The 18,186-nt window shown below is 71.4% G+C and carries 15 protein-coding genes; 11 read left to right on the top strand and 4 right to left on the bottom strand.

All coding sequences use genetic code 11. The features are described from left to right. Window positions 1–134 precede the first annotated feature (134 nt). The 6 genes from J2853_RS37205 to J2853_RS37180 all read left to right on the top strand — a co-directional run bounded on the left by J2853_RS37205 (window position 135) and on the right by J2853_RS37180 (window position 7,719). A complete protein-coding gene (locus J2853_RS37205) occupies window positions 135–995 on the top strand; it encodes a YceI family protein (protein WP_307565636.1) in 861 nt (286 codons plus the stop codon). Window positions 996–1,165: 170 nt separating this feature from the next. After that, on the top strand, window positions 1,166–1,645 hold the full coding sequence (locus tag J2853_RS37200) for a MarR family winged helix-turn-helix transcriptional regulator (RefSeq protein ID WP_307565635.1): 480 nt from the start codon (window positions 1,166–1,168) through the stop codon (window positions 1,643–1,645). 224 nt (window positions 1,646–1,869) lie between these two features. Continuing rightward, on the top strand, window positions 1,870–3,519 hold the full coding sequence (locus J2853_RS37195) for a serine/threonine-protein kinase (protein WP_307565634.1): 1,650 nt from the start codon (window positions 1,870–1,872) through the stop codon (window positions 3,517–3,519). Window positions 3,520–3,522: 3 nt separating this feature from the next. Then, window positions 3,523–6,333: an AfsR/SARP family transcriptional regulator gene (locus J2853_RS37190; RefSeq protein WP_307565632.1), complete on the top strand. Its 2,811-nt coding sequence runs from the start codon at window positions 3,523–3,525 to the stop codon at window positions 6,331–6,333. Window positions 6,334–6,518: 185 nt separating this feature from the next. Then, a complete protein-coding gene (locus J2853_RS37185) occupies window positions 6,519–7,154 on the top strand; it encodes a hypothetical protein (RefSeq protein WP_307565630.1) in 636 nt (211 codons plus the stop codon). Continuing rightward, window positions 7,138–7,719, top strand: a complete 582-nt coding sequence (locus tag J2853_RS37180; RefSeq protein WP_307565627.1) for an OmpA family protein — start codon at window positions 7,138–7,140, stop codon at window positions 7,717–7,719. Before J2853_RS37185 ends, J2853_RS37180 begins: the two co-directional genes overlap by 17 nt. A gap of 149 nt (window positions 7,720–7,868) precedes the next feature. Here J2853_RS37180 and J2853_RS37175 read toward each other — a convergent pair whose 3' ends face one another. Together J2853_RS37175 and J2853_RS37170 are read right to left on the bottom strand one after the other, a co-directional pair. Beyond that, entirely contained in the window at window positions 7,869–8,714 is an 846-nt protein-coding gene (locus J2853_RS37175; protein WP_307565626.1) for a hypothetical protein, read from the bottom strand. Between the two features lie 359 nt (window positions 8,715–9,073). Next, entirely contained in the window at window positions 9,074–10,039 is a 966-nt protein-coding gene (locus J2853_RS37170) for a helix-turn-helix transcriptional regulator (protein ID WP_307565624.1), read from the bottom strand. A gap of 39 nt (window positions 10,040–10,078) precedes the next feature. Here J2853_RS37170 and J2853_RS37165 point away from each other — a divergent pair, with 39 nt between their 5' ends. Together J2853_RS37165 and J2853_RS37160 are read left to right on the top strand one after the other, a co-directional pair. Then, window positions 10,079–10,558, top strand: a complete 480-nt coding sequence (locus J2853_RS37165; protein WP_307565622.1) for a hypothetical protein — start codon at window positions 10,079–10,081, stop codon at window positions 10,556–10,558. Further along, the gene (locus tag J2853_RS37160) at window positions 10,555–11,004 is read left to right on the top strand and encodes a hypothetical protein (protein WP_307565620.1); all 450 of its coding nucleotides are present in this window, start codon (window positions 10,555–10,557) and stop codon (window positions 11,002–11,004) included. Before J2853_RS37165 ends, J2853_RS37160 begins: the two co-directional genes overlap by 4 nt. A gap of 87 nt (window positions 11,005–11,091) precedes the next feature. On the opposite strand, the gene J2853_RS37155 is transcribed toward J2853_RS37160, so the two are convergent. Both J2853_RS37155 and J2853_RS37150 read right to left on the bottom strand, forming a co-directional pair. Then, window positions 11,092–12,270 (bottom strand): CU044_5270 family protein, encoded by a 1,179-nt coding sequence (locus tag J2853_RS37155; protein ID WP_307565618.1) that lies wholly within the window; start codon window positions 12,268–12,270, stop codon window positions 11,092–11,094. Next, a complete protein-coding gene (locus J2853_RS37150; RefSeq protein ID WP_307565616.1) occupies window positions 12,267–12,794 on the bottom strand; it encodes an RNA polymerase sigma factor in 528 nt (175 codons plus the stop codon). The genes J2853_RS37155 and J2853_RS37150 overlap by 4 nt, the downstream gene beginning before the upstream one ends. 319 nt (window positions 12,795–13,113) lie before the next feature. Here J2853_RS37150 and J2853_RS37145 point away from each other — a divergent pair, with 319 nt between their 5' ends. From J2853_RS37145 to J2853_RS37135, 3 genes are all read left to right on the top strand, one after another. Next, window positions 13,114–14,121: a LacI family DNA-binding transcriptional regulator gene (locus J2853_RS37145; protein WP_307565614.1), complete on the top strand. Its 1,008-nt coding sequence runs from the start codon at window positions 13,114–13,116 to the stop codon at window positions 14,119–14,121. A gap of 231 nt (window positions 14,122–14,352) precedes the next feature. Continuing rightward, entirely contained in the window at window positions 14,353–16,248 is a 1,896-nt protein-coding gene (locus J2853_RS37140) for a ricin-type beta-trefoil lectin domain protein (protein ID WP_307565613.1), read from the top strand. Window positions 16,249–16,718: 470 nt separating this feature from the next. Next, window positions 16,719–18,098 carry a sensor histidine kinase gene (locus J2853_RS37135; RefSeq protein ID WP_307565611.1) on the top strand — a complete coding sequence of 460 codons (1,380 nt, stop codon included), beginning with the start codon at window positions 16,719–16,721 and terminating at the stop codon, window positions 18,096–18,098. Window positions 18,099–18,186: the final 88 nt, after the last annotated feature.

The raw sequence follows: 18,186 nt of genomic DNA, 5'->3' as shown, positions 1-18,186 counted from the left end.
GATCGGCCCGGCGGGGTCCGGCGTCAGGCGGGAGCGCGAACCGGACACCCGGTGGCCCGGCACCCGTGCCCGGCTACGAGGCGTCCGGTACGCCGTGCACAGCCACCCAGTAAGCGAGTGAAAGCAGGATCATCATGTACACCAGCCCTCAGGCCCCCGAAAGCGCCCCCTCGGAGCGGCGCGGCCTGCATGCCCTGGTGCGAACGAAAGACGGCTGGGCGGTACGGCACGCGATCGTCACCGTGACCGACACGCACGGCGGGCAGGTCCTGCGGGCCGAGGCGGACGCCGAGGGCGCGGTGCTGACCGCCCCGCTGGCTCCCGGCGTCTACACCGTCGTCGTCACCGCGGCCGGGTACTCGCCCATCGCGTCGACGGCGATCGCGACCGCCTCCGGCACCGCCGAGCTGGGCACTCTCGTGCTCGCGCGGCAGGGCGGCGTGGAGCTCCCGCCGCCCGGCGTGTGGACCGTCGACCCCGCCCACTCGAAGGTGTCCGCGGTCGCGCAGCACCTCGGGCTGTCCAGCGTGCAGGGACGGTTCTCCGCGTTCTCCGGCCGGATCGACGTCGGCGCGACCGCCGAGGCGTCCGGCGTCGTGGCCGAGATCGACGCGACGTCGATCGACACGGGCAACGGCACGCGCGACGACCACCTGCGCTCGTCGGACTTCCTCGGTGTCGAGTCGCATCCGACGATCTCCTACCGGAGCATCGGGCTGTCGGCCGCGGGCCCGGACCGGTGGACGTTGTACGGTGTCCTGACCATGAGTGGCATCACGCGGTCGGTCGATCTCGACCTGACCTATCTCGGCACGAGCCCCGACCCTTGGGGTGGCCTGCGTGCCGCGTTCCGTGCCGTCACCGAGTTGCGCCGCGAGGATTTCGCGATGAACTACAACCAGGTGGTGCAGGCGGGCATCTCACTGATCGGCGCCACCCTGAGGGTCGAGCTGGACATCCAGGCTGTCCAGGGGGAACTCCCGCCGCAGACCTGACCGTTCCCCCTGTGTGGGGGATCGACCGGCTCCGCCGCATGGCCCTGCCGGATCCCGGCCCGGGTGGCCCGGCGGCCACCGGTGACCGAACCCGACCGGCGGCCGCCGGCCGAACCCACAACCGAACCCGACCGGTGATCGCCGGTACCCGAACCCGAAAGGAGAGGAGCATGTTGACCGAGACACAGCCGACAGCGGCCCCTGCCGACGAGCACGAAGCCTACTGCGCGGTCGAGCACCAGCTCGGCGTCCTCTTCCGGCGTTCTCGTGCACTGTCCGCGCAGATGGGGCGCGCGGTGCACCCCGAGCTGGAGCCCGGCGCGTACGGAATCCTGGTGCGCATCGGGGATGTGGCACCGGCGCGTTCCAGCGACCTGGCCGCCTACTTCGGCGTCGGCAAGGCGACCGTCAGCCGTCAGTTGAAGGTGCTGGAGGAGCTGGGGCTGATCGAGCGGGAGCCCGACCCCCTGGACGGCCGCGCCCATCTCCTGAACCTGACCGACGAGGGGCGGCAACGGCTCGACCGCGCGCGATCGGCGCGCCAGGACCGTTTCCACGCCCTGCTCGCCACCTGGCCGAAGAAGGACGTGCGGTCGCTGGCCCAGATGCTGGCCCGCCTCAACGACCTCACCGAGTCGATATCGACGTGAACGGCGCCCGCCCCGTCTCGTCGGCCTCCCGCACGGACGACGGACCGGGCCTCTCCCCGCCCGCGGCTCGAACGCGCCGGCCTCGGAGGGCCTCCCGGCGAACCCCTTGAACACCCGGCGGCCCGGTGAGCGGCGGGCAGTGAGCGGCGGGCAGTGAGCGGTGAGCGGTGATGAGATCGAGGCATCTGTCCCCGAATCGAACGTTCAACCGTAAGGTGACTTTAATGAACGTGATCGGCGGATATGTGCTCAGGCGCGAGCTGGGCCGGGGCGGCATGGGCGTCGTCCACCTCGCCACCACCCCGGCCGGCGGCCTGGCCGCAGTGAAGGTGATCCATCCGCAGCTGGCACGCGACCCGGCCTTCCGGCGGCGCTTCGACCGTGAGGTCACCGCGGCCCGCAGGGTGGCCAGGTTCTGCACCGCTCCCGTGCTCGACGCCGGAATCGAGGATGACGTCGCCTATCTCGTCACGGAGTACGTGAAGGGGCCCGACCTGGCTCAGGCCGTACGTGAGCAGGGTCCGCTGACCGGCGCCGACCTGGAGGCGCTCGCGGTCGGGATCGCCACGGCGCTCCACGCCATCCACGGGGCCGGAGTGATCCACCGCGACCTCAAGCCGTCGAACGTGCTGCTGTCGCCGCTCGGCCCGCGTGTGATCGACTTCGGCATCGCACAGCTCGTCGACAGCCAGAGCCTGGCCAGCCAGTCGATCCTGGGCACGCCCGCGTTCATGGCGCCCGAGCAGGTGCGCGGCGAGCCGGTGACGCCCGCGACCGACGTCTACGCGTGGGGTGGAGTGATCGCGTTCGCCGGCACGGGACGGTTGCCGTTCGGAGGCGGATCGCCGCCCGAGGTGCTCTACCGGATCGTCAACGAGGGACCGAACCTCGGCGGGCTCGACGAGCGCATGCGCGCCGTCGTCGAGACCGCCATGGCCAAGGATCCCGCGCGACGGCCGAGCGCCCAGCGGTTGCTGGACGAACTGGTCGGCGGCCGTCCGGCCCCGGCGACGACGACCGTCCAGGTCGTCCGGCCCGCCGTGAACGTCACCGGTGTGCCCGAGCCACCGGCCGTGCCCCGGACACAGCGGGACGCGCCCGGGCCGCCGGCCTCGCCCGGACAATCGGCCGCGCCCGAGTCACCGGCCGCACCCGCGTGGCCGGCCCCGTCCGAGCGGCCGGCCACGGCCGCATGGCCTGCCGTGGCCGTGGCCGGGGCGCGGCCCGCGAGGGCCCGGCGGCGGTGGCCGTGGATCGCGGGCGCCGCCGCGCTCGTGGTGATCCTGGTGGGCGGATGGGCCGCCTACGCCCGCCTCGTCGCACCGGAGCTGCCCTACCACGCGGACTTCGCCCGGTCCTGGGCCATCGGCGCGTCCGAGGGCGGCAGGACCGAGCAGGACGGTGAGGACTACCTGCTGACCGCCAATCCCGGCTGGCGGCTGTGGAAGTCGGCTCCTTTCCCGGACGAGCCCGCCCAGGGCATCGTGATCAGCTCCACGCTCCGGCTGGAGCGGGGATCGGGTGAGTTCGGCGTGTGGTGCCGGGGCGACGCGGGCGCCGGCGACCGCTACGAGTTCTCGCTCACCGGCTCGGGAAAGGCCTCGATCACCAAGCGGCACGGCGGGCGGAGCACCGTCCTGTACGGGCCCGTGCAGGTGAAGAGGGCGGCCGACAACCGCGTCGTCGCCCGGTGCGGGCAGCGGGGCGAGCGGGTCGCCCTGAGCATGTGGCTCAACGACGCGCTGGTGAGCGAGACCGCCGACACGCGGGACCCGTACGGTCCAGGGGCCGTCGGCGTCTACGCGGCGCCCGACGCGGCCGATCCCCTCCAGGTCAGGTTCCGCTCGTTCGACCTCCGCGCGGCGGAGGACTGAGCGGTGCGGTTCGGCGTGCTGGGACCGTTGCGGGTCCTTGAGGGCGAGCGTGACCTGACGCCCGGCCCCGCCAAGCACCGCGCGTTGCTGACCGCGCTGCTGCTGCGGCCGGGACGGCCGCTGACCGTCGACCGGCTCATCGCCGAGGTGTGGGGCGACCGGCCGCCCACCTCGGCCGATGCGGTGCTGCGGGTATACGTGAGCGCGCTGCGCAAGGTGGTGGACGGGATCCGCACCGTACCCGGCGGCTATCTCCTCGACGTCGATCCCGACCTGGTGGACGCGCACAGGTTCGAGCGCCTGGTGACCGCGGGCAGGCGGACCAGGGACGCCGGCAGGACCGCCGAAGCGGCCGACGACCTGCGTGCCGCCCTGGCGCTCTGGCGGGGGCCCGCGCTGGACGGCATCGACTCGGGCGAGCTACGGCGGGCGCATGCCGTACCGCTGGAGGAGCTGCGGCTGACCGCGATCGAGGAATGCGTCGCGCTGGACCTGACGCTCGGCCGTGGCGCGGAGGTCGTGGGTGAGATGCGCGCGCTCGTGACGGCGCACCCCCTGCGGGAGCGGGCATGGGGGCAGCTCATGCTGGCGCTCGACCAGGCGGGGCGCAGGTCGGAGGCACTGAGCGCCTACCAGGAGGCGAGACGGCTGCTGGTCGACGAGCTCGGGCTCGAACCCGGCACCGAGCTGCGGGAGGCGCACGAGCGTGTGCTGGCGGGCGGCTCCCCCGCGCGGGCCGTGCCGAACGAGACGCCGCCCGATGTCGCCGACTTCACCGGGCGCGAGCGCGTGCTGGACTGGATCCGCCGGTCCGTGCCCCCGGCCGGGACCGCGCCCGTCCATCTGGTGCTGCACGGCCCGGCGGGGTCGGGCAAGTCCGCGGTGGCGATCCACGCGGCCACCGCGCTCGACTTTCCCGACGGGCGGCTCTACGCCTCGCTGAGAGCCAGGACGCCGGGCGCGATGCTAGAGGACCTGCTGCGCTCGCTCGGGTGCCCGGAGGGAGCCGTGCCCGCCGACCTGGCCGAGCGGATCCGCCTCTACCGCAGCATGGTGAGCGGGCGACGGCTGCTGGTGGTGCTGGACGACGCGGCGGACGAGGCCCAGGTCCGCTCGCTGCTGCCCACCGGGCCCGGTTGCATGACCCTGGTGACCAGCCGCTCGCCGCTGGCGGGTCTGGAGGCGGCGCGCGCCTTCGAGCTCGACGTGTTCGATCCCGGCGAGTCCGTGGCGATGCTGTCCAGGGTGGTGGGCGAGCGGCGCGTGCGGGCCGAGCCGCGGGCGGCCATGCGGATCGCGGTGCTGTGCGGCGGGCTGCCGCTGGCGCTCAGGATCGCGGGGTCCCGGCTGGCGCGGCGGCCGAGCTGGACACTGGAGCACCTGGCGGGACGCCTTGAGGACGAGCGCGGCCGGCTCGACGAGCTCAGCACGGGAGATCTGACCGTGCGGAGCAGCCTGGCGCTCGGCTACCGCGCGCTCTCGGATCGGGAACGTCTGCTGCTGCGCCGCCTCAGCGCGCTGTCCACACCCGGCTTCGCCCCGTGGGCGGCCTCCGCCGTCCTGGGCGCACCCGCCGATCCGCTGCTGGAGGCGCTGACCGAGGCGGGCCTGCTGCAGGCGCACGGGCTCGACCCGAGCGGTCAGGAGAGGTACGGCTGGCACGACCTGACCAGGCTCTACGCCGCCGAGCGCCTGACCGCGGAGGAGGGGCCTCCCGCCCGGGTCCTCGCCGCCGCCTCCCGCGAGATCCTCGACCGTACCCGGCGGGCCAGGGCGCTGCTCCTGCCCTCCGAGCCGGGCTCGGGCCAGACCTTGGCCCGTACGGCGGAGCAGGCCATCGCCCTGGAGACCACGCAGCTGAGGGAGTCGGCCCGCTGGCTGGCCGCCGAGCGGGGGTTCCTGGTCGCGACCGTCGCCGACTTCCAGCGGAGCGGCCTGGACGAGGCGGCCTGGCGGCTGGCCTTCTACCTGACGCCTTTCCTCGACCTCGGCGCGCACCGCGAGGACTGGCGCCAGACCGTGGAGCTCGGCCTGCGGTCCGCGCGGCGCACGGGCCACCGCCACGGCGAGGCGCTGCTGCTGCGGTCCCTGGCCGATCTGCACCGCGTGGAGGGCCGCCTGACGGAGGCGGCCGAAGCCCTTCGACTGGCGCTTCCGCTGGCGGAGGCGAGCGAGGTGGCCCGCATCCGGCACCGCCTCGGCCTGGTCCACCTCGCCCAGGGACGGTCGCCGGAGGCGGAGGCCTGTTTCGTGGCCTGCCTGACCGCGTTCTCCGCGGCGGGCGACCAGCGCGGCAGGGCTGACGCGATGCGCGCCCTCGGCAGGGTACGGCGCGCCGAGGACCTACTGGTCAGGAGCCTGGAGACCTACCGCGAGCTGGGCGATCCGCGCGGCGAGGCGGCCGTCTCGCTCGACCTCGCCGGGCTCCACCTGGACCAGCGGCGGCCTTCCGAGGCCCGCAGGCGAGCCGAACACGGTCTCGGCCTGGTCAGACGGCTGGGAGATCGGCTGCCCGAGGCCGAGGGACTGGTGGTCCTGGCCGGGGTGGCCATGGCGGAGGGCCGGCCCGACGCCGCCAGAGGGGCCGCGGAGCAGGCGCTCGGGACGTTCCGCGAGCATGCGGACCGCAGGGGTGCCGCGCAGGCGCTGCTGACCCTGGCTGCGGCCTTTTTGGACCTTGACGAGATAGACAAGGCGGTTGATGCCGTAACGCGCGCTATGGGAGAGTTCAGCGTTCTCGGTGACAGGCAGGGCCTCGCCAGGGCCGAGGACCTCGCCGGCGAGGCGCGAAGGCGCCGCGGTCTGCGCGTATAGCGCACTATGCGGATCCTGAAGGTGACCCGCCTACGGTCGAGCTCGACACGGTCCGCGACAGACAGGGGTGCGACGGGATGCGAGCAGGGATCACGCCGCGGCGGTCCTGTCGAGGAGAACGGCGCCGGGTGCCGGCGCGCCGGGATCGTCTTCAACGCCAACCGAGGACACGAGGTACGACAAGCATGCGAATCAAGATCCTTGTCATGGTCGCGGCGACGGCCGTCCTGGCAGGCTGCGGGGTGCTGCCAGGCCCGCTGGGCGGCGGCGGCGAGGAGAAGCAGGCCGTCTCCCAGCAGCGCACGGCCTCCGAGGAGCAGGCGGAGAAGGAGCCGGCCACGGCTCCGGCGGAGGACGCGCCGGCCACGGCCACGGCTCCGGCCGCGGACCCGCAGACCGCCCCCGCCGAGGAACTCAGGGCGATCGCCAGCCGCAAGGTCGCACACGGCGGAAGCAACCTGCGCGTCGACATCACCGGCCTCAGGCGGCAGGGCAAGATCGCCACGCTGACCTGGACCATCGCCAACCTCGACGAGCGCAACGAGAGCTGGTACGTGGGCTCTCGCCTGAGCAGCGCGACCCTGGACTTCACCGTTTCGGGTGTCAAGCTCATCGACCCGGTCAACGGCAAGCGCTACCTCGTCGCCCGCAACGGCACCGGCGAAGACGCCGAGTGCGTGTGCAGCCCGTCCAACGAGACCATCAAGGGCGGCAGCTCGCTTGAGCTGTACGCGGTCTACGGCGCGCCGCCCGCCGACGTCACGAAGGTCAACATCGAGTTCCCCGACCTGGGAGTGTTCACCGATGTCCCGATCTCCTGAGCGAATCGCGACGGTCCTGCTCGCGATAGCCCTGACGGCCGGGTCCGGCTCGGCCGCCTGGGCCGATCCCACGGTCCCGCCCGACGCCCCGCCGGCCGGCTCGACCTTCATCGTCGAGGACCTGGTGTTCCCCGTTGAGGACATCGTCCCCGAGACCGAGTCCATGGACGGCGCGGAGAGCGAGTCCGAGAGGGGCGACGAGGTCGTCGTGGGACTCACCAGCGACGTGCTGTTCGCGCTGGACAAGGCCGTGCTGACGCCGCAGGCGCTGCAGCGACTGCGGCGGGTCACCGCGAAGATCCGGGCCGAGTCCGCGGGCGGAGTGGTCAGGGTCGAGGGACACACCGACGACCAGGGCGGCAGCGCCTACAACGACGCGCTGTCGCTCAAGCGGGCGCAGGCCGTACGGCAGGCCCTCCAGAAGGGGCTGCCGGACGTGACCTTCCAGGCCCGTGGCCACGGCGAGCGACGACCCAAGCTGCCCAACATCGTCAAGGGGCGGCCGATCGAGGAGAACCGGGCGAAGAACCGGCGGGTCGAGATCGTCTTCAGCACCAGGCGGTGACCTTCACCCGGTCCGGTGGGGACGGTCTCCGGTGGGGCTCGCCGTCCCGACGCGAACGGCCGCGGCGGGAGAAGCCGTGCCGCGGCCGTCGTGAAAGCGCTCGAAGGGATGGACTCAGGGAGACGGAACCGGAAGGGGCACGGTGCCCGTCACTCCGGGGTCGGTCCCGCGACGGGCGTCGTCGGGGTCACCGTGGGAGTCGGGGTCACCGTGGGCACGGGGGTTTCCGTGGGCACGGGGGTCTCCGTGGGCACCGGCGTCTCCGGAGGAGTCGTCGGCAGGTCCGGAGGCGTCGTCGGCAGGTCCGTGGGCGGAGGGGTCTCCGGGGGCGTCGTCGGGACGGTCGGTGTGGGGCAGGGGGTGGGAGTGCGCCACCTGTTACCCGACCGCCACTGCTTGGAGGACCACCAGCTGTCGCCACGCCAGAAGCTCTTGTTGGGCCGCGACAGGTCGAAGACATAGGCGACCGTCGCCGTCTCGCCCACGGTCGTGGCGGTCACCGAGACCCAGTCGCCCTGCCTGACCTCGTTGCCCCGCCGGCCCGTGACGGACCGGGTGGAGTCGTTGATCGTGTAGACCTTCTCGAAGCCGTCCTGGCTTCTCACCGTGATCGAGTCCTGCGACAGAACGGTCGCCTCACCGGTCTGGGCGAACACCGTGAAGCCGCAGCCGTCCCTCGCCGGCAGGACGAACTCGCCGTGCATCGTGCCGGGGAACGCCAGCGGGGGGACGCGGGGCGCCGTGGTGGCGGTGGGAGTCGGGGTCGGGGTGAGCGTCGGGTCGGGAGTCAGGGTCGGGTCGGGAGTCCCGGTGGGCGTCTCGGTGGGCGTCTCGGTCACCGTCACGCTGGGAACCGGCGTCTCCGGCCCCGTCGGGGTGGGCGCCGGCGACGCCGCGTACGCAGAGGACACCCCGCCGGAGCCCACCAGCACGACGGTGGCGGCGGCGAGGGCAAGTGAGCGTGGGACGTGCCGGCGTGGTCCGCTCGACAACACTTCGGTTGGCTTATCAGAGTTTGCTGGCGTCACCATGTTCTCCATCGGGCTTGATCCGGAACGAACGGGGGACAGTGAAGAAGCGTTTCCGCCTGCCCCGTCGAGACCGAGAACCACTGCCCGGCGGTGATCCTCCGTCGAGGGGCGCGGGGAAGACTTCCCGCTTCCAGAAGACCCATGCAACCCAAATCGGCGGTCGAATCCTGCCATCGGATCTTCTGGCAGCTCATCGCCGTATTTCATGAATTTAAATACGACAAAAAGATTTATCTCCGCCAAGCGGGCTCACCGCTCGCCCTCATCTCGGCCCCGGACGACACGACCGCCCCGCGGTGGTCGTCACGGTTCGCACCCGTGCCTCAGGGCCGGCAGGCGGAGGCGTAGCGGGCCGCCAGGGCGCGGGAGGTCTCGGCGAGGCGCGCCCGCAGCTCCGGTGGTTCGAGGACCTCGACGTCCGCGCCCATGGCGAGGAACGCCCCGTGGGCGTGGTCGAGCGACTCGATGGGGAGCACCGCGCGAATCCAGCCGTCGGGTTCGACGGTTCCGGTGCCGGTCAGGGCTCGGGCGACCGTTCCGGTGAGACGGGACGCCGCCCGGGGCGAGAGGCGGACGACCGCCTCGCCCCGGTACAGGTGGGCGTGGAAGTTCGCCTGATGGCGCTGCCAGTAACCGGCCAGGTCGAAGTCCTCGGGAGGCTGGAACTCCTCGTCCCGCACGGCGAGTTCCAGGATCTGGTCGACCCGGTACGTACGCGGCCCCGGCCCCGCGACGAGGTACCAGCGACCCGCCTTGAGCACCAGGCCGTACGGTTCCAGCCGCCGGTCGACGTCGGTCGGCTCCTTCCAGCGGCGGTAGCGGACGTCGAGCACCCGGCTGTGCCACACCGCGTCGGCGACCCGCGGAAGATACGGGATGTCGTCGTCCTCCGCGTACCAGCCGGGCGCGTCGAGGTGGAAGCGGGACCGCATCCGGTCGGCCTGCGTGCGCAGTTCGGGCGGGAGCGCCGCGCGCAGCTTGAGCTGGGCGGTCGCGAGGGCCGGGCCGAGCCCGAGTTCGGCGGCGGGCCCCGGGATCCCGGAGAGGAAGAGCGCCTCCGCCTCGCCGGCGTTCAGCCCGGTGAGGCGGGTGCGGTAGCCGGCGAGCAACCGGTAACCGCCCGAGTGCCCGGCGTCCCCGTAGAGCGGCACACCCGCCCCGTGCAGCGACTCGATGTCGCGGTAGACGGTCCGTACCGACACCTCCAGCTCCCCTGCGAGCTGGGCGGCGGTCATCCGGCCCCTGGTCTGGAGCAGCAGCAGGATCGACAGGAGCCGGCTGGACTTCACTGACACAAGATGTCAGTGGAGCGGCCCTACGGTCCAGTCATGGCTTTCACCGAGAAACTGCTGCGGGTGCCGTCCCCGATCGAGATGAGCGGCCGACACATCAAGCGCTACCACGTCACCGCCGACCCCGCCGGCATCGATCCCGAGGTTGAGAAAGCCGCGTACGCGATCCTTCCCGAGCTCCTGCCCGAGCCGGACGGCACGCCGCCGGCCACCTTCGTCGTCCTCCACAGGGGCGGAGACGACGGGGCCTACCTCAACGCGTACAGCTGGGTGTGGGACAACGTCCTGCGCTTCGGCGGGGCGGCGGCGGGCCAGCCGGTGCTGGGCTGCCCGGACGACGACCCGACGAACTTCGTCCGGCTGGACCGGTCACTGATCGGCTGTGTCTGGGAGCTGCCGCCCATCCTCCACGAGCGCGACGCCTGGGTACGGCACATGCTCGCGCCCGGCTCCCCCGACCTTGACGCCTACCTCGCCGACTCGCTCCCCGAGGGCACCACGGGAGACCGCTCGTGAACGACTTCGACTTCCTCACCGGCACCTGGAACGTCGCCAACCGGTGGCGTACGGACTTCCTCGACGAAACGAGCGAGTGGGAGGAGTTTCCCGCCGTCAGCCGTGCCTCCCGGCACTTCGACGGCGGAGCGAACTTCGACGAGATCGAGTTTCCGACGAAGGGCTTCTCCGGGCTCACCCTGCGGCTGTACGACCACGAGCGCGAGCAGTGGTCCCTGTACTGGTCCAGCAAGCGCACCGGCCGGTTGTTCCCGCCGGTCGTCGGCCGGTTCACCGACGGCCGTGGTGAGTTCTACGGGGACGACACCCATGCGGGCGAGGCGGTCCGGGTGCGTTTCGTCTGGTCGGGTATCACCGAGGGGTCCGCCCGCTGGGAACAGGCGTTCTCAACGGACGGCGGGGAGACCTGGGTGAACAACTGGATCATGGATCTCACCCGCGGCTGACCCGGCGCGGGACGGGCGGCCGGTACACGGGGTCGTCTCCGGGTCCGCCCCGCCGGGGGGAAACAGCGGGGCGGGCCTCCTCCGGGCCTACTCCGGCTTGACGGGCTCCTTGTCGGTCCACGAGGCCTCGGTGGTCGACGTCCAGTTGATGGCGGTGCCGGGCTTCGCCCAGGCGTACGCCCCGGTCGCCCGGACGGCCACGATCTGGTCGGTCAGCAGGACCCCGGTCTCCGGGTCGACGATGAGCTGCCGCTCGAACCGGCCGTCGGACCAGGCCTCCGGCCGCGCGATGCCCTGGCCCTTACGGCCCAGCGCGTCGGTGACCTCGCCCAGCGACCGCACCCCGTCCATCCCGGCGAGCACCTGGTAGGCCGCGGCCCGGACGGCGGGCTTCACCGGCATCTCGCTCAGCAGCCCGGAGGTCACCTGGTAGAGCCAGGTGTTCGCGTCCTGCTTCTCGTTCGACTCCGTGCCGTGACCGGCGTAACCCTGCAGCAGACGCCTCTTCAGCGCCGCCGCGGTCGTGGGCAGTTCCTGGAGCTCGGCCACCGACACGTTCCGCCCGGCCAGGTCGAAGACCTTGTCGCCCAGGTTGATCGGGTTACCGAACGGCTTGCCCGCCTTGGCCTCGATCACCAGGCGTTTGGTCCCCTGCTTGTCGTTCTGCTTGGGGGCCGGCATCTCCACCGTCCACTTCGCCGGCGAGCCGTCCTTCTTCCAGGCCTCCTCCTCGCCCGGGGCGGGCTTGGTCCCCAGGTTCTGGTCGACGAACCAGCTCTCACCCTTGGGCGAGCGAGCCACCCAGAGCCGATGGCTGCCCGTGCTGTGCACCGTGTATCGCACCGCGGTGCCCACCCGGCTGGCGTTGCCGCTCACCCCCTCGACGTACCAGTACGCCCCGCTGTCGTCCTCCCGGGCCTTCAGCGACGACTCGGCCGCGACGAGAAGAATCTGCTTGGCCGAGAGCCGGACGACCGGCTGCCCGCTCCGGGTCGCGGACGGGGCGCTCGGCGACGGCGTCGTACCGCCGGCCGCGGTGCCCTGCGTCGGCGCCGTTCCACCGGTCACGGTCACCGCGACGGCGGCGGTGACGGCCGCCGCCGCGCCGGCCAGGCTCAGGCCCCACACCGGCCGGGAGATCTTCCGGCGCCGCGCCGGCCTGGCCTGCGCCATGGCGTGGGAAAGCTCGGCGGCCCGGGTGCTCTCGTCCACCGGGGTGTCGAGGTGGGCCGGGCGCGCCGCCCGCAGCTGATCCATCGGGTTCATGACCACTCCTCACTGAGATTGCGCACCCGGGACCGGGAGCGGACCGACGGTGCCGCCTTCATCGCCTGGACCAGCCGCTTGCGGGCGCGGTGCAGCCGCACGCGGAAGGCCGCCGGAGAGCATCCGACGACGCGGGCCGCGTCGCGCGGGCTGAGTCCCTGCCAGGCCACGAGGATCAGAAGTTCGCGCTCGTCCTGGGTCAGGGAGGTCATCGCCTTGAGAACGGCCAGCCGCTCGGCCACCCGCTCGGCGTGATCCTCCTCGGTCCAGGCACGCAGCTCGCCGGCGAGCGACTCGCGCCTGATCTCGGCGCGAATGTTGTCGCGCAGCACGTTGCGGGCGACCCCGAGCAGCCACGGCAGGGCGGGCTCCGGCACATCGTCGAACCGCCGCCAGGCGATCGCGAATGTCTCGCTCACCACCTCATCCGCCACCTGCCGGCCCGCCTGGCTGACCACGTAGGCCCATACTCGCTGCCGGCACTCGTCATACATGGTGGTGAACCGCTGAGAATCATCCGTCACCGCCGGCCCCCCTTCGTCCCGGGTGTTGTGTTCCGACACGAGGAAGTGGTCCGAGACCCCCAAGTGTTACAAACAACTTCAAAACGGGGCAAAGCTCAACCAATTCCGGACCCCTCGTGAGCTGGGACGTCACTGCGGCCGGCCCACCGTCGGAGTACGGTCACCACCGGCTTCGGCGGGGAGCCGCGTCCCCTGAAGGACGCCCGCGCGGACCGGTTCGAACGCGGACCCGTCGTCTCCGGGCTCCCCGTCGCCGCCGGTGGTTATGCTGACGACCAGGGACACGGCTACCAGGGGGCGACGATTGGCTAGGCCCGGGATGCGCGCGACCGTGCGCGACATCGCGGCGGAGACGGGCCTGTCGATCGCCACCGTCTCCCGGGTCCTGAACGGGCAGTCCAACGTCGCCCCGCACACCCGGGAGCTGGTGTTACAGGTCGTCGGCCGCCTCGGGGACCAGGCGCCCCGGCCTCGCGCCGCGCAGGAGACGATGGCCGGCGGCACGGTCTACGTGCGCTGCCCCTATCTGCTGACCGACTATTTCGGGCTCATCGTCTCCTCGATCGGTGAGACCGTCGAGCTGCACGGCGGGCAGATGATCCTGAGCACCGGCGAGTCGGCCCGGCGCCCGGCGCTCTCCGGCCTGCCCGGCCGCTCCGACATCGCGGGAGCGATCCTGATCCTCCCCCCGGAGCCGGGCGAGGAGCTCGTACGGCTCCGGGACCGCCGGTTCCCCTTCGTGGTGATCGACCCCAGGACGCCTCCGCCCAAGGACATCGTGGCGGTGTCGGCCGCGCACTTCGCGGGCGCGCGCAAGCTGATGGCGCACGTGGTCGAGCTCGGTCACCGCCGGGTCGGCATCATCGGCGGTCCCGTGAAGTGGCTGCCCAGCGAGGCCAGGCTGGCCGGATACACCGCGTCGCTGGCCGACGTCGGGGTCCTGCCGTCGGCCGAGCTGCTCCGCAACGTGCTGGAGCCCAACGCCGAGAACGGCTACCGCGCGGCCTGCGAACTGCTCGATCTGCCGGAGCGGCCGACGGCGCTGGTCGCGTTCAACGACAAGATGGCGGTCGGCGCGCTGTGGGCGGCGGCCGAGCGCGGCCTGAGCGTCCCCGGCGACCTGTCGGTCGCGGGTTTCGACGACATCGACCTCAGCCGGGCGACCCTGCCGATGCTGACCACGGTGCGCCAGCCTCTGCAGGAGATGGGCCGGATGGCGGTCACGCTGCTGATGCGACTGCTCAGCCGGCACACGCTGGAGGCGCTGCACGTCTCCCTGGGGACCGACGTGATCGTTCGCGACTCCACCGGGCCCGCTCCCCGCTGAGCGCTTTGTTTCATTTGTTTCATCGGCGGTCACGCTTCGGGACGCGCGTAGAGTGCGTCAACTCTGGCCTTGACAACCAAATTCACTATGTGTTGTCCTGTGCTGCAACAGGTAAGTTTCTTACTTGTTACATTTGTTACAGCGACGGTTTCCAGGGTGACGCGCGCGATCCGATCCGAGCCGCCCGGGGCGTCGCGGGCCCAATCGTCCCCCCCGAAAAGGACCCCTGCCGTGTTTCGACCTCCTCGCCGGGCTCTGACCCTGGCCGTCGCCTGCGTCACCGCCCTGCTGGTGGCGGGGCCCGTCGGCGCCTCACCCGCCCTCGCCGCGGGTGAGCCCGTGAACATCTGGCTCACCACCACCTCCGACGCGGGCGGCCGGACCGTCACGCGAGGTCTTCAGCAGCAGTCACCCATCGCCTTCGGTCCCGCCGGCGGCGGCGCGAACCACACCATCACCGTCAACGAGGGCACCACCTACCAGCAGTTCGAAGGCGGCGGAGCCTCGATCACCGACACCACCGCCTACCTGCTGCGCGGCGGTCCGATCAGCGCGGCCACCCGTGACACCGTGATGCGCAAGCTCTTCCACCCCACCGACGGCATCGGCCTGTCGTTCGTGCGCAACCCGATCGGCGCCTCCGACCTCTCCCGGCCCGGCAACGTCTCCCTCGACGACACCTGCTGCGACCTCAACGACTTCGGAGTCAACGGGTACGACACCAACGTGCGCCTGCTCACCCAGCAGGCCAGGTCGCTCAACCCGGAGCTGCGCGTCAAGGGCGTGCCGTGGAGCGCCCCCGGCTGGATGAAGGACAACGGCCGGATGGACCAGATGGGCTGGCTCAAGTTCGAGTACTACCCCATGTACGCCCAGTACCTGGTCAAGTACATCCAGAGCTACCAGGCCGCCGGCGTCCCGGTGAACTACATCTCGGTGCAGAACGAGCCCAACTGCTGCCAGGCGGGCAACCCGACCGCGATGAACTACCCCGGCATGAGCTGGAACTCGTCCGGGCTGGCCGAGTTCACCAAGAACCACGTCTACCCGGCCTTCCGGGCCGCGGGCATCACGACCAAGGTCCTCGTCCACGACTGGAACTACGGCGACTACGCGGGCATGGGCGCCGGCGTGCTGAACGACGCGGCCGTGCGCAACGACCCGCTGTTCGGCGGCATCGCCTGGCACGGCTACGGCGGCGACCCCGCGATCGGCACGCAGGTCCACAACCAGTATCCGGCCGTACGCCAGTTCAGCACCGAGCACTCGGGCGGCACCTGGGTCGGCAACCAGCACAACGACGATCTCTCCGACATCGTCAACTACGCCCGCAACTGGAGCGGCAGCCTCGTCAAGTGGAGCCTCGCGCTCAACCAGGGCATGGGCCCGCACAACGGCGGCTGCGGCACCTGCACCGGCCTGATCACCGTCCAGGAGGGCGGCTCCCGCGCGGGCCAGGTCGACTACACCATCGAGTACTACACGACCGGCCACCTCACGAAGTTCGTCAGGCCCGGGGCGTACCGGATCGACTCCACCGCCAACGGCACGATCCAGAACGTCGCCTGGCGCAACCCCGACGGTTCCAAGGCCCTGATCGCGCACAACCGCGGCACCTCGGCCCAGTCCGTCCGCGTCAACTGGGGCGACCAGTCCTTCGTCTACTCCCTGCCGGCCCGCACCACCGCCACCTTCACCTGGGCCGGGACCCCCGGCAGCGGCGGTCCCGGCGGTCCCGGGGGTACGGGCGGCACCGTCACCGGCCTGGCCGGCAAGTGCATGGACGTCGCGGGCGGCAGCAACGCCGACGGCACCGCCGTTCAGCTCTACACCTGCAACGGCACCACCGCCCAGCAGTGGACCCGTCCCGGCGACGGCACGCTCCGCGTGCTCGGCAAGTGCCTGGACGTCGTCGACAACGGCACGGCCAACGGCAGCCGGCTCCAGCTGTGGTCGTGTTTCGGCGGCGCCAACCAGCAGTGGACCTACAACGCGGCGACCAGGGACCTGGTGAACCCCGCGACCAACAGGTGCGTGGACGTCACGGGCAACACCGGCGCCGACGGCACCCGCCTCCAGCTGTGGGACTGCACCGGCGGCGCGAACCAGAAGTGGACGATGTCCTGACCTGAGCGAGTCCGTACGCCGCCCAGGTCCCGGCCCTCCGCACACGGGCACCGGGTGGCGGGGGCGTCGCGACGAACGAGGAAGAGCGGGCGCTCCTACAGGGGCGTCGCGATGGACGAGGAAGAGCGGGCGGCTCCTACGGGGGCGCCCGCTCTTGGTCTCCTACGGCGCTTGAGGCCGGACGCGCACCACGGCCCCTCCCCGCCGGACGAGCGGAACGCCGAGGCGGCCGACGCGCGAAGGAGGCCCGCCGATGTCACCCTTTACTGGAACAGGGCCCTCCCCAGGGTAAAGAGCACTCCAAACATTGGCATAAATAAGGGCATGTAATCGTATATTCATGCCGACGATCAGCTCTTTGTCTGTCGTTCGCCAAATCTCTGGATAATCTTTTTCTAATGCCTTTGACCTGGACATATGACAAAGAGACGGGGCGACGGAAAGCAAGGACCATCTTGGGAGGGCAGGCGTTGTTACGTCATCTGCGTCCACACTCGATTCAGGCACGCTTCACTCTGGTCGCCGGGATCCTGTCCCTGATCGTCCTCATGGTGATCGGAGTCGGCCTGGACCTCGCGATCCGGACCAAGATCGAGGATGGCCTCTTCCAGGAGTCCCTGCGCGCCGCCACCTACGTGACCGGGTGGCAGGCCGGCAGCACCTCGCATCTGACTCCCAAGGCCCGCATCGACCTCCTCCAGCTCGTCGACTCCCACGGCCGGGTGCTGGCGGCCAGCCCGGAGGCGGCGAGCCGGCCGTTCATGAGCACCCTGCGGCCCCCTCTCTACGACCCGGTCCAGCACCGCACCGAGTGTTCCCCCCGCAGCGGGTGCGTCGTGCTCACCGCCCTCCGGATCCCTCCCCTGGAGACCCGCGTCTTCTGGCAGGGCGAACCCCACTATGTCCTCGCCGGAACGGCCCAGCCGCCCCTTCTGGCCGAACATCTCCTGGAGCTCTTCATCGCCGCCGGAGTCGCGCTGATCGCCGCCCTGGCGACCTGGGGGACCTGGTGGACGGTGGGCCGCGCGCTGGACCCCGTGAGGGCGATCCGCGCGAGGATGGCCGAGATCACGGTGACCGACCTGAGTCTGCGGGTGCCCCAGCCGCCCGGTTGTGACGAGATCGCGCAGCTCGCCCACACCGCCAACCAGACCCTGGCCCGGCTGGAGGAGTCGGCGACGTACCAGCGTCATTTCGCCTCGGTCGCCTCCCACGAGCTCAAAAACCCGGTCGCCGGCCTGCAGACGCAGCTGGAGGAGGCGCTGCTGTATCCGGACGACGTGGATCCGCGAGACACCATCAGGACGTCGCTGTCCACCACGGAACGGCTTCGGGCGATCATCGACGACCTGCTGTCGCTCGCCCGCGTCCAAACCGTCACCCCGGCCCCGCCCGAGCCGATCGACCTCGGCGCGCTGGTGAGGGACGAAGCCTCCGCACGGGTCGGAGACGTTCCCGTGCGCGTCCGCACCCACGGTGAGGTGAAGGTTCTCGGCAACCGGATCCAGTTGATCGGAATCCTGAGCAACCTCCTGTTCAACGCGCAGCGACACGCCGCCACGATCGTCGAGGTCACCGCGGCGGGCTCGGACGGCCAGGCGGTGGTGACCGTGACCGACGACGGTGACGGCATCGCCCCGAAGGACCGCGAACGCGTCTTCGAGCCCTTCGTCCGCCTGAGCGACGGACGGCGCCGCGACCCCAAGGGCAACGGGCTCGGCCTTGCCATCTCCCGGACGGCCGCCGAGGTCCACCGCGGAAGCCTGCGGATCGAGGACTCGGCCCGAGGAGCCCGGTTCGTCCTTCGCCTGCCGCTGATGGACGCCGATCGGCCGCCCGCGCGGTCATGAACGGCGCCGGTCGACTCCGTTCCTGATCGACCTCGGGGGTGCGAATCCCTGCGTTCGCCGCCGCGGGTCCGGGCGCCGTGCCGTGAGT

It is taken from the genome of Streptosporangium lutulentum (genome assembly GCF_030811455.1).
GTDB classification, from domain to species: domain Bacteria; phylum Actinomycetota; class Actinomycetes; order Streptosporangiales; family Streptosporangiaceae; genus Streptosporangium; species Streptosporangium lutulentum.
Note: the sequence above shows the minus strand (reverse complement) of the source record. Positions and strands in the feature narration are given on the sequence as shown.

Coding starts and splice junctions, on each gene's coding strand:
- J2853_RS37205 (WP_307565636.1), top strand. CDS start 135: ATGTACACCAGCCCTCAGGCCCCCGAAAGCGCCCCCTCGGAGCGGCGC.
- J2853_RS37200 (WP_307565635.1), top strand. CDS start 1,166: ATGTTGACCGAGACACAGCCGACAGCGGCCCCTGCCGACGAGCACGAA.
- J2853_RS37195 (WP_307565634.1), top strand. CDS start 1,870: ATGAACGTGATCGGCGGATATGTGCTCAGGCGCGAGCTGGGCCGGGGC.
- J2853_RS37185 (WP_307565630.1), top strand. CDS start 6,519: ATGCGAATCAAGATCCTTGTCATGGTCGCGGCGACGGCCGTCCTGGCA.
- J2853_RS37180 (WP_307565627.1), top strand. CDS start 7,138: ATGTCCCGATCTCCTGAGCGAATCGCGACGGTCCTGCTCGCGATAGCC.
- J2853_RS37165 (WP_307565622.1), top strand. CDS start 10,079: ATGGCTTTCACCGAGAAACTGCTGCGGGTGCCGTCCCCGATCGAGATG.
- J2853_RS37155 (WP_307565618.1), bottom strand. CDS start 12,270: ATGAACCCGATGGATCAGCTGCGGGCGGCGCGCCCGGCCCACCTCGAC.
- J2853_RS37145 (WP_307565614.1), top strand. CDS start 13,114: ATGCGCGCGACCGTGCGCGACATCGCGGCGGAGACGGGCCTGTCGATC.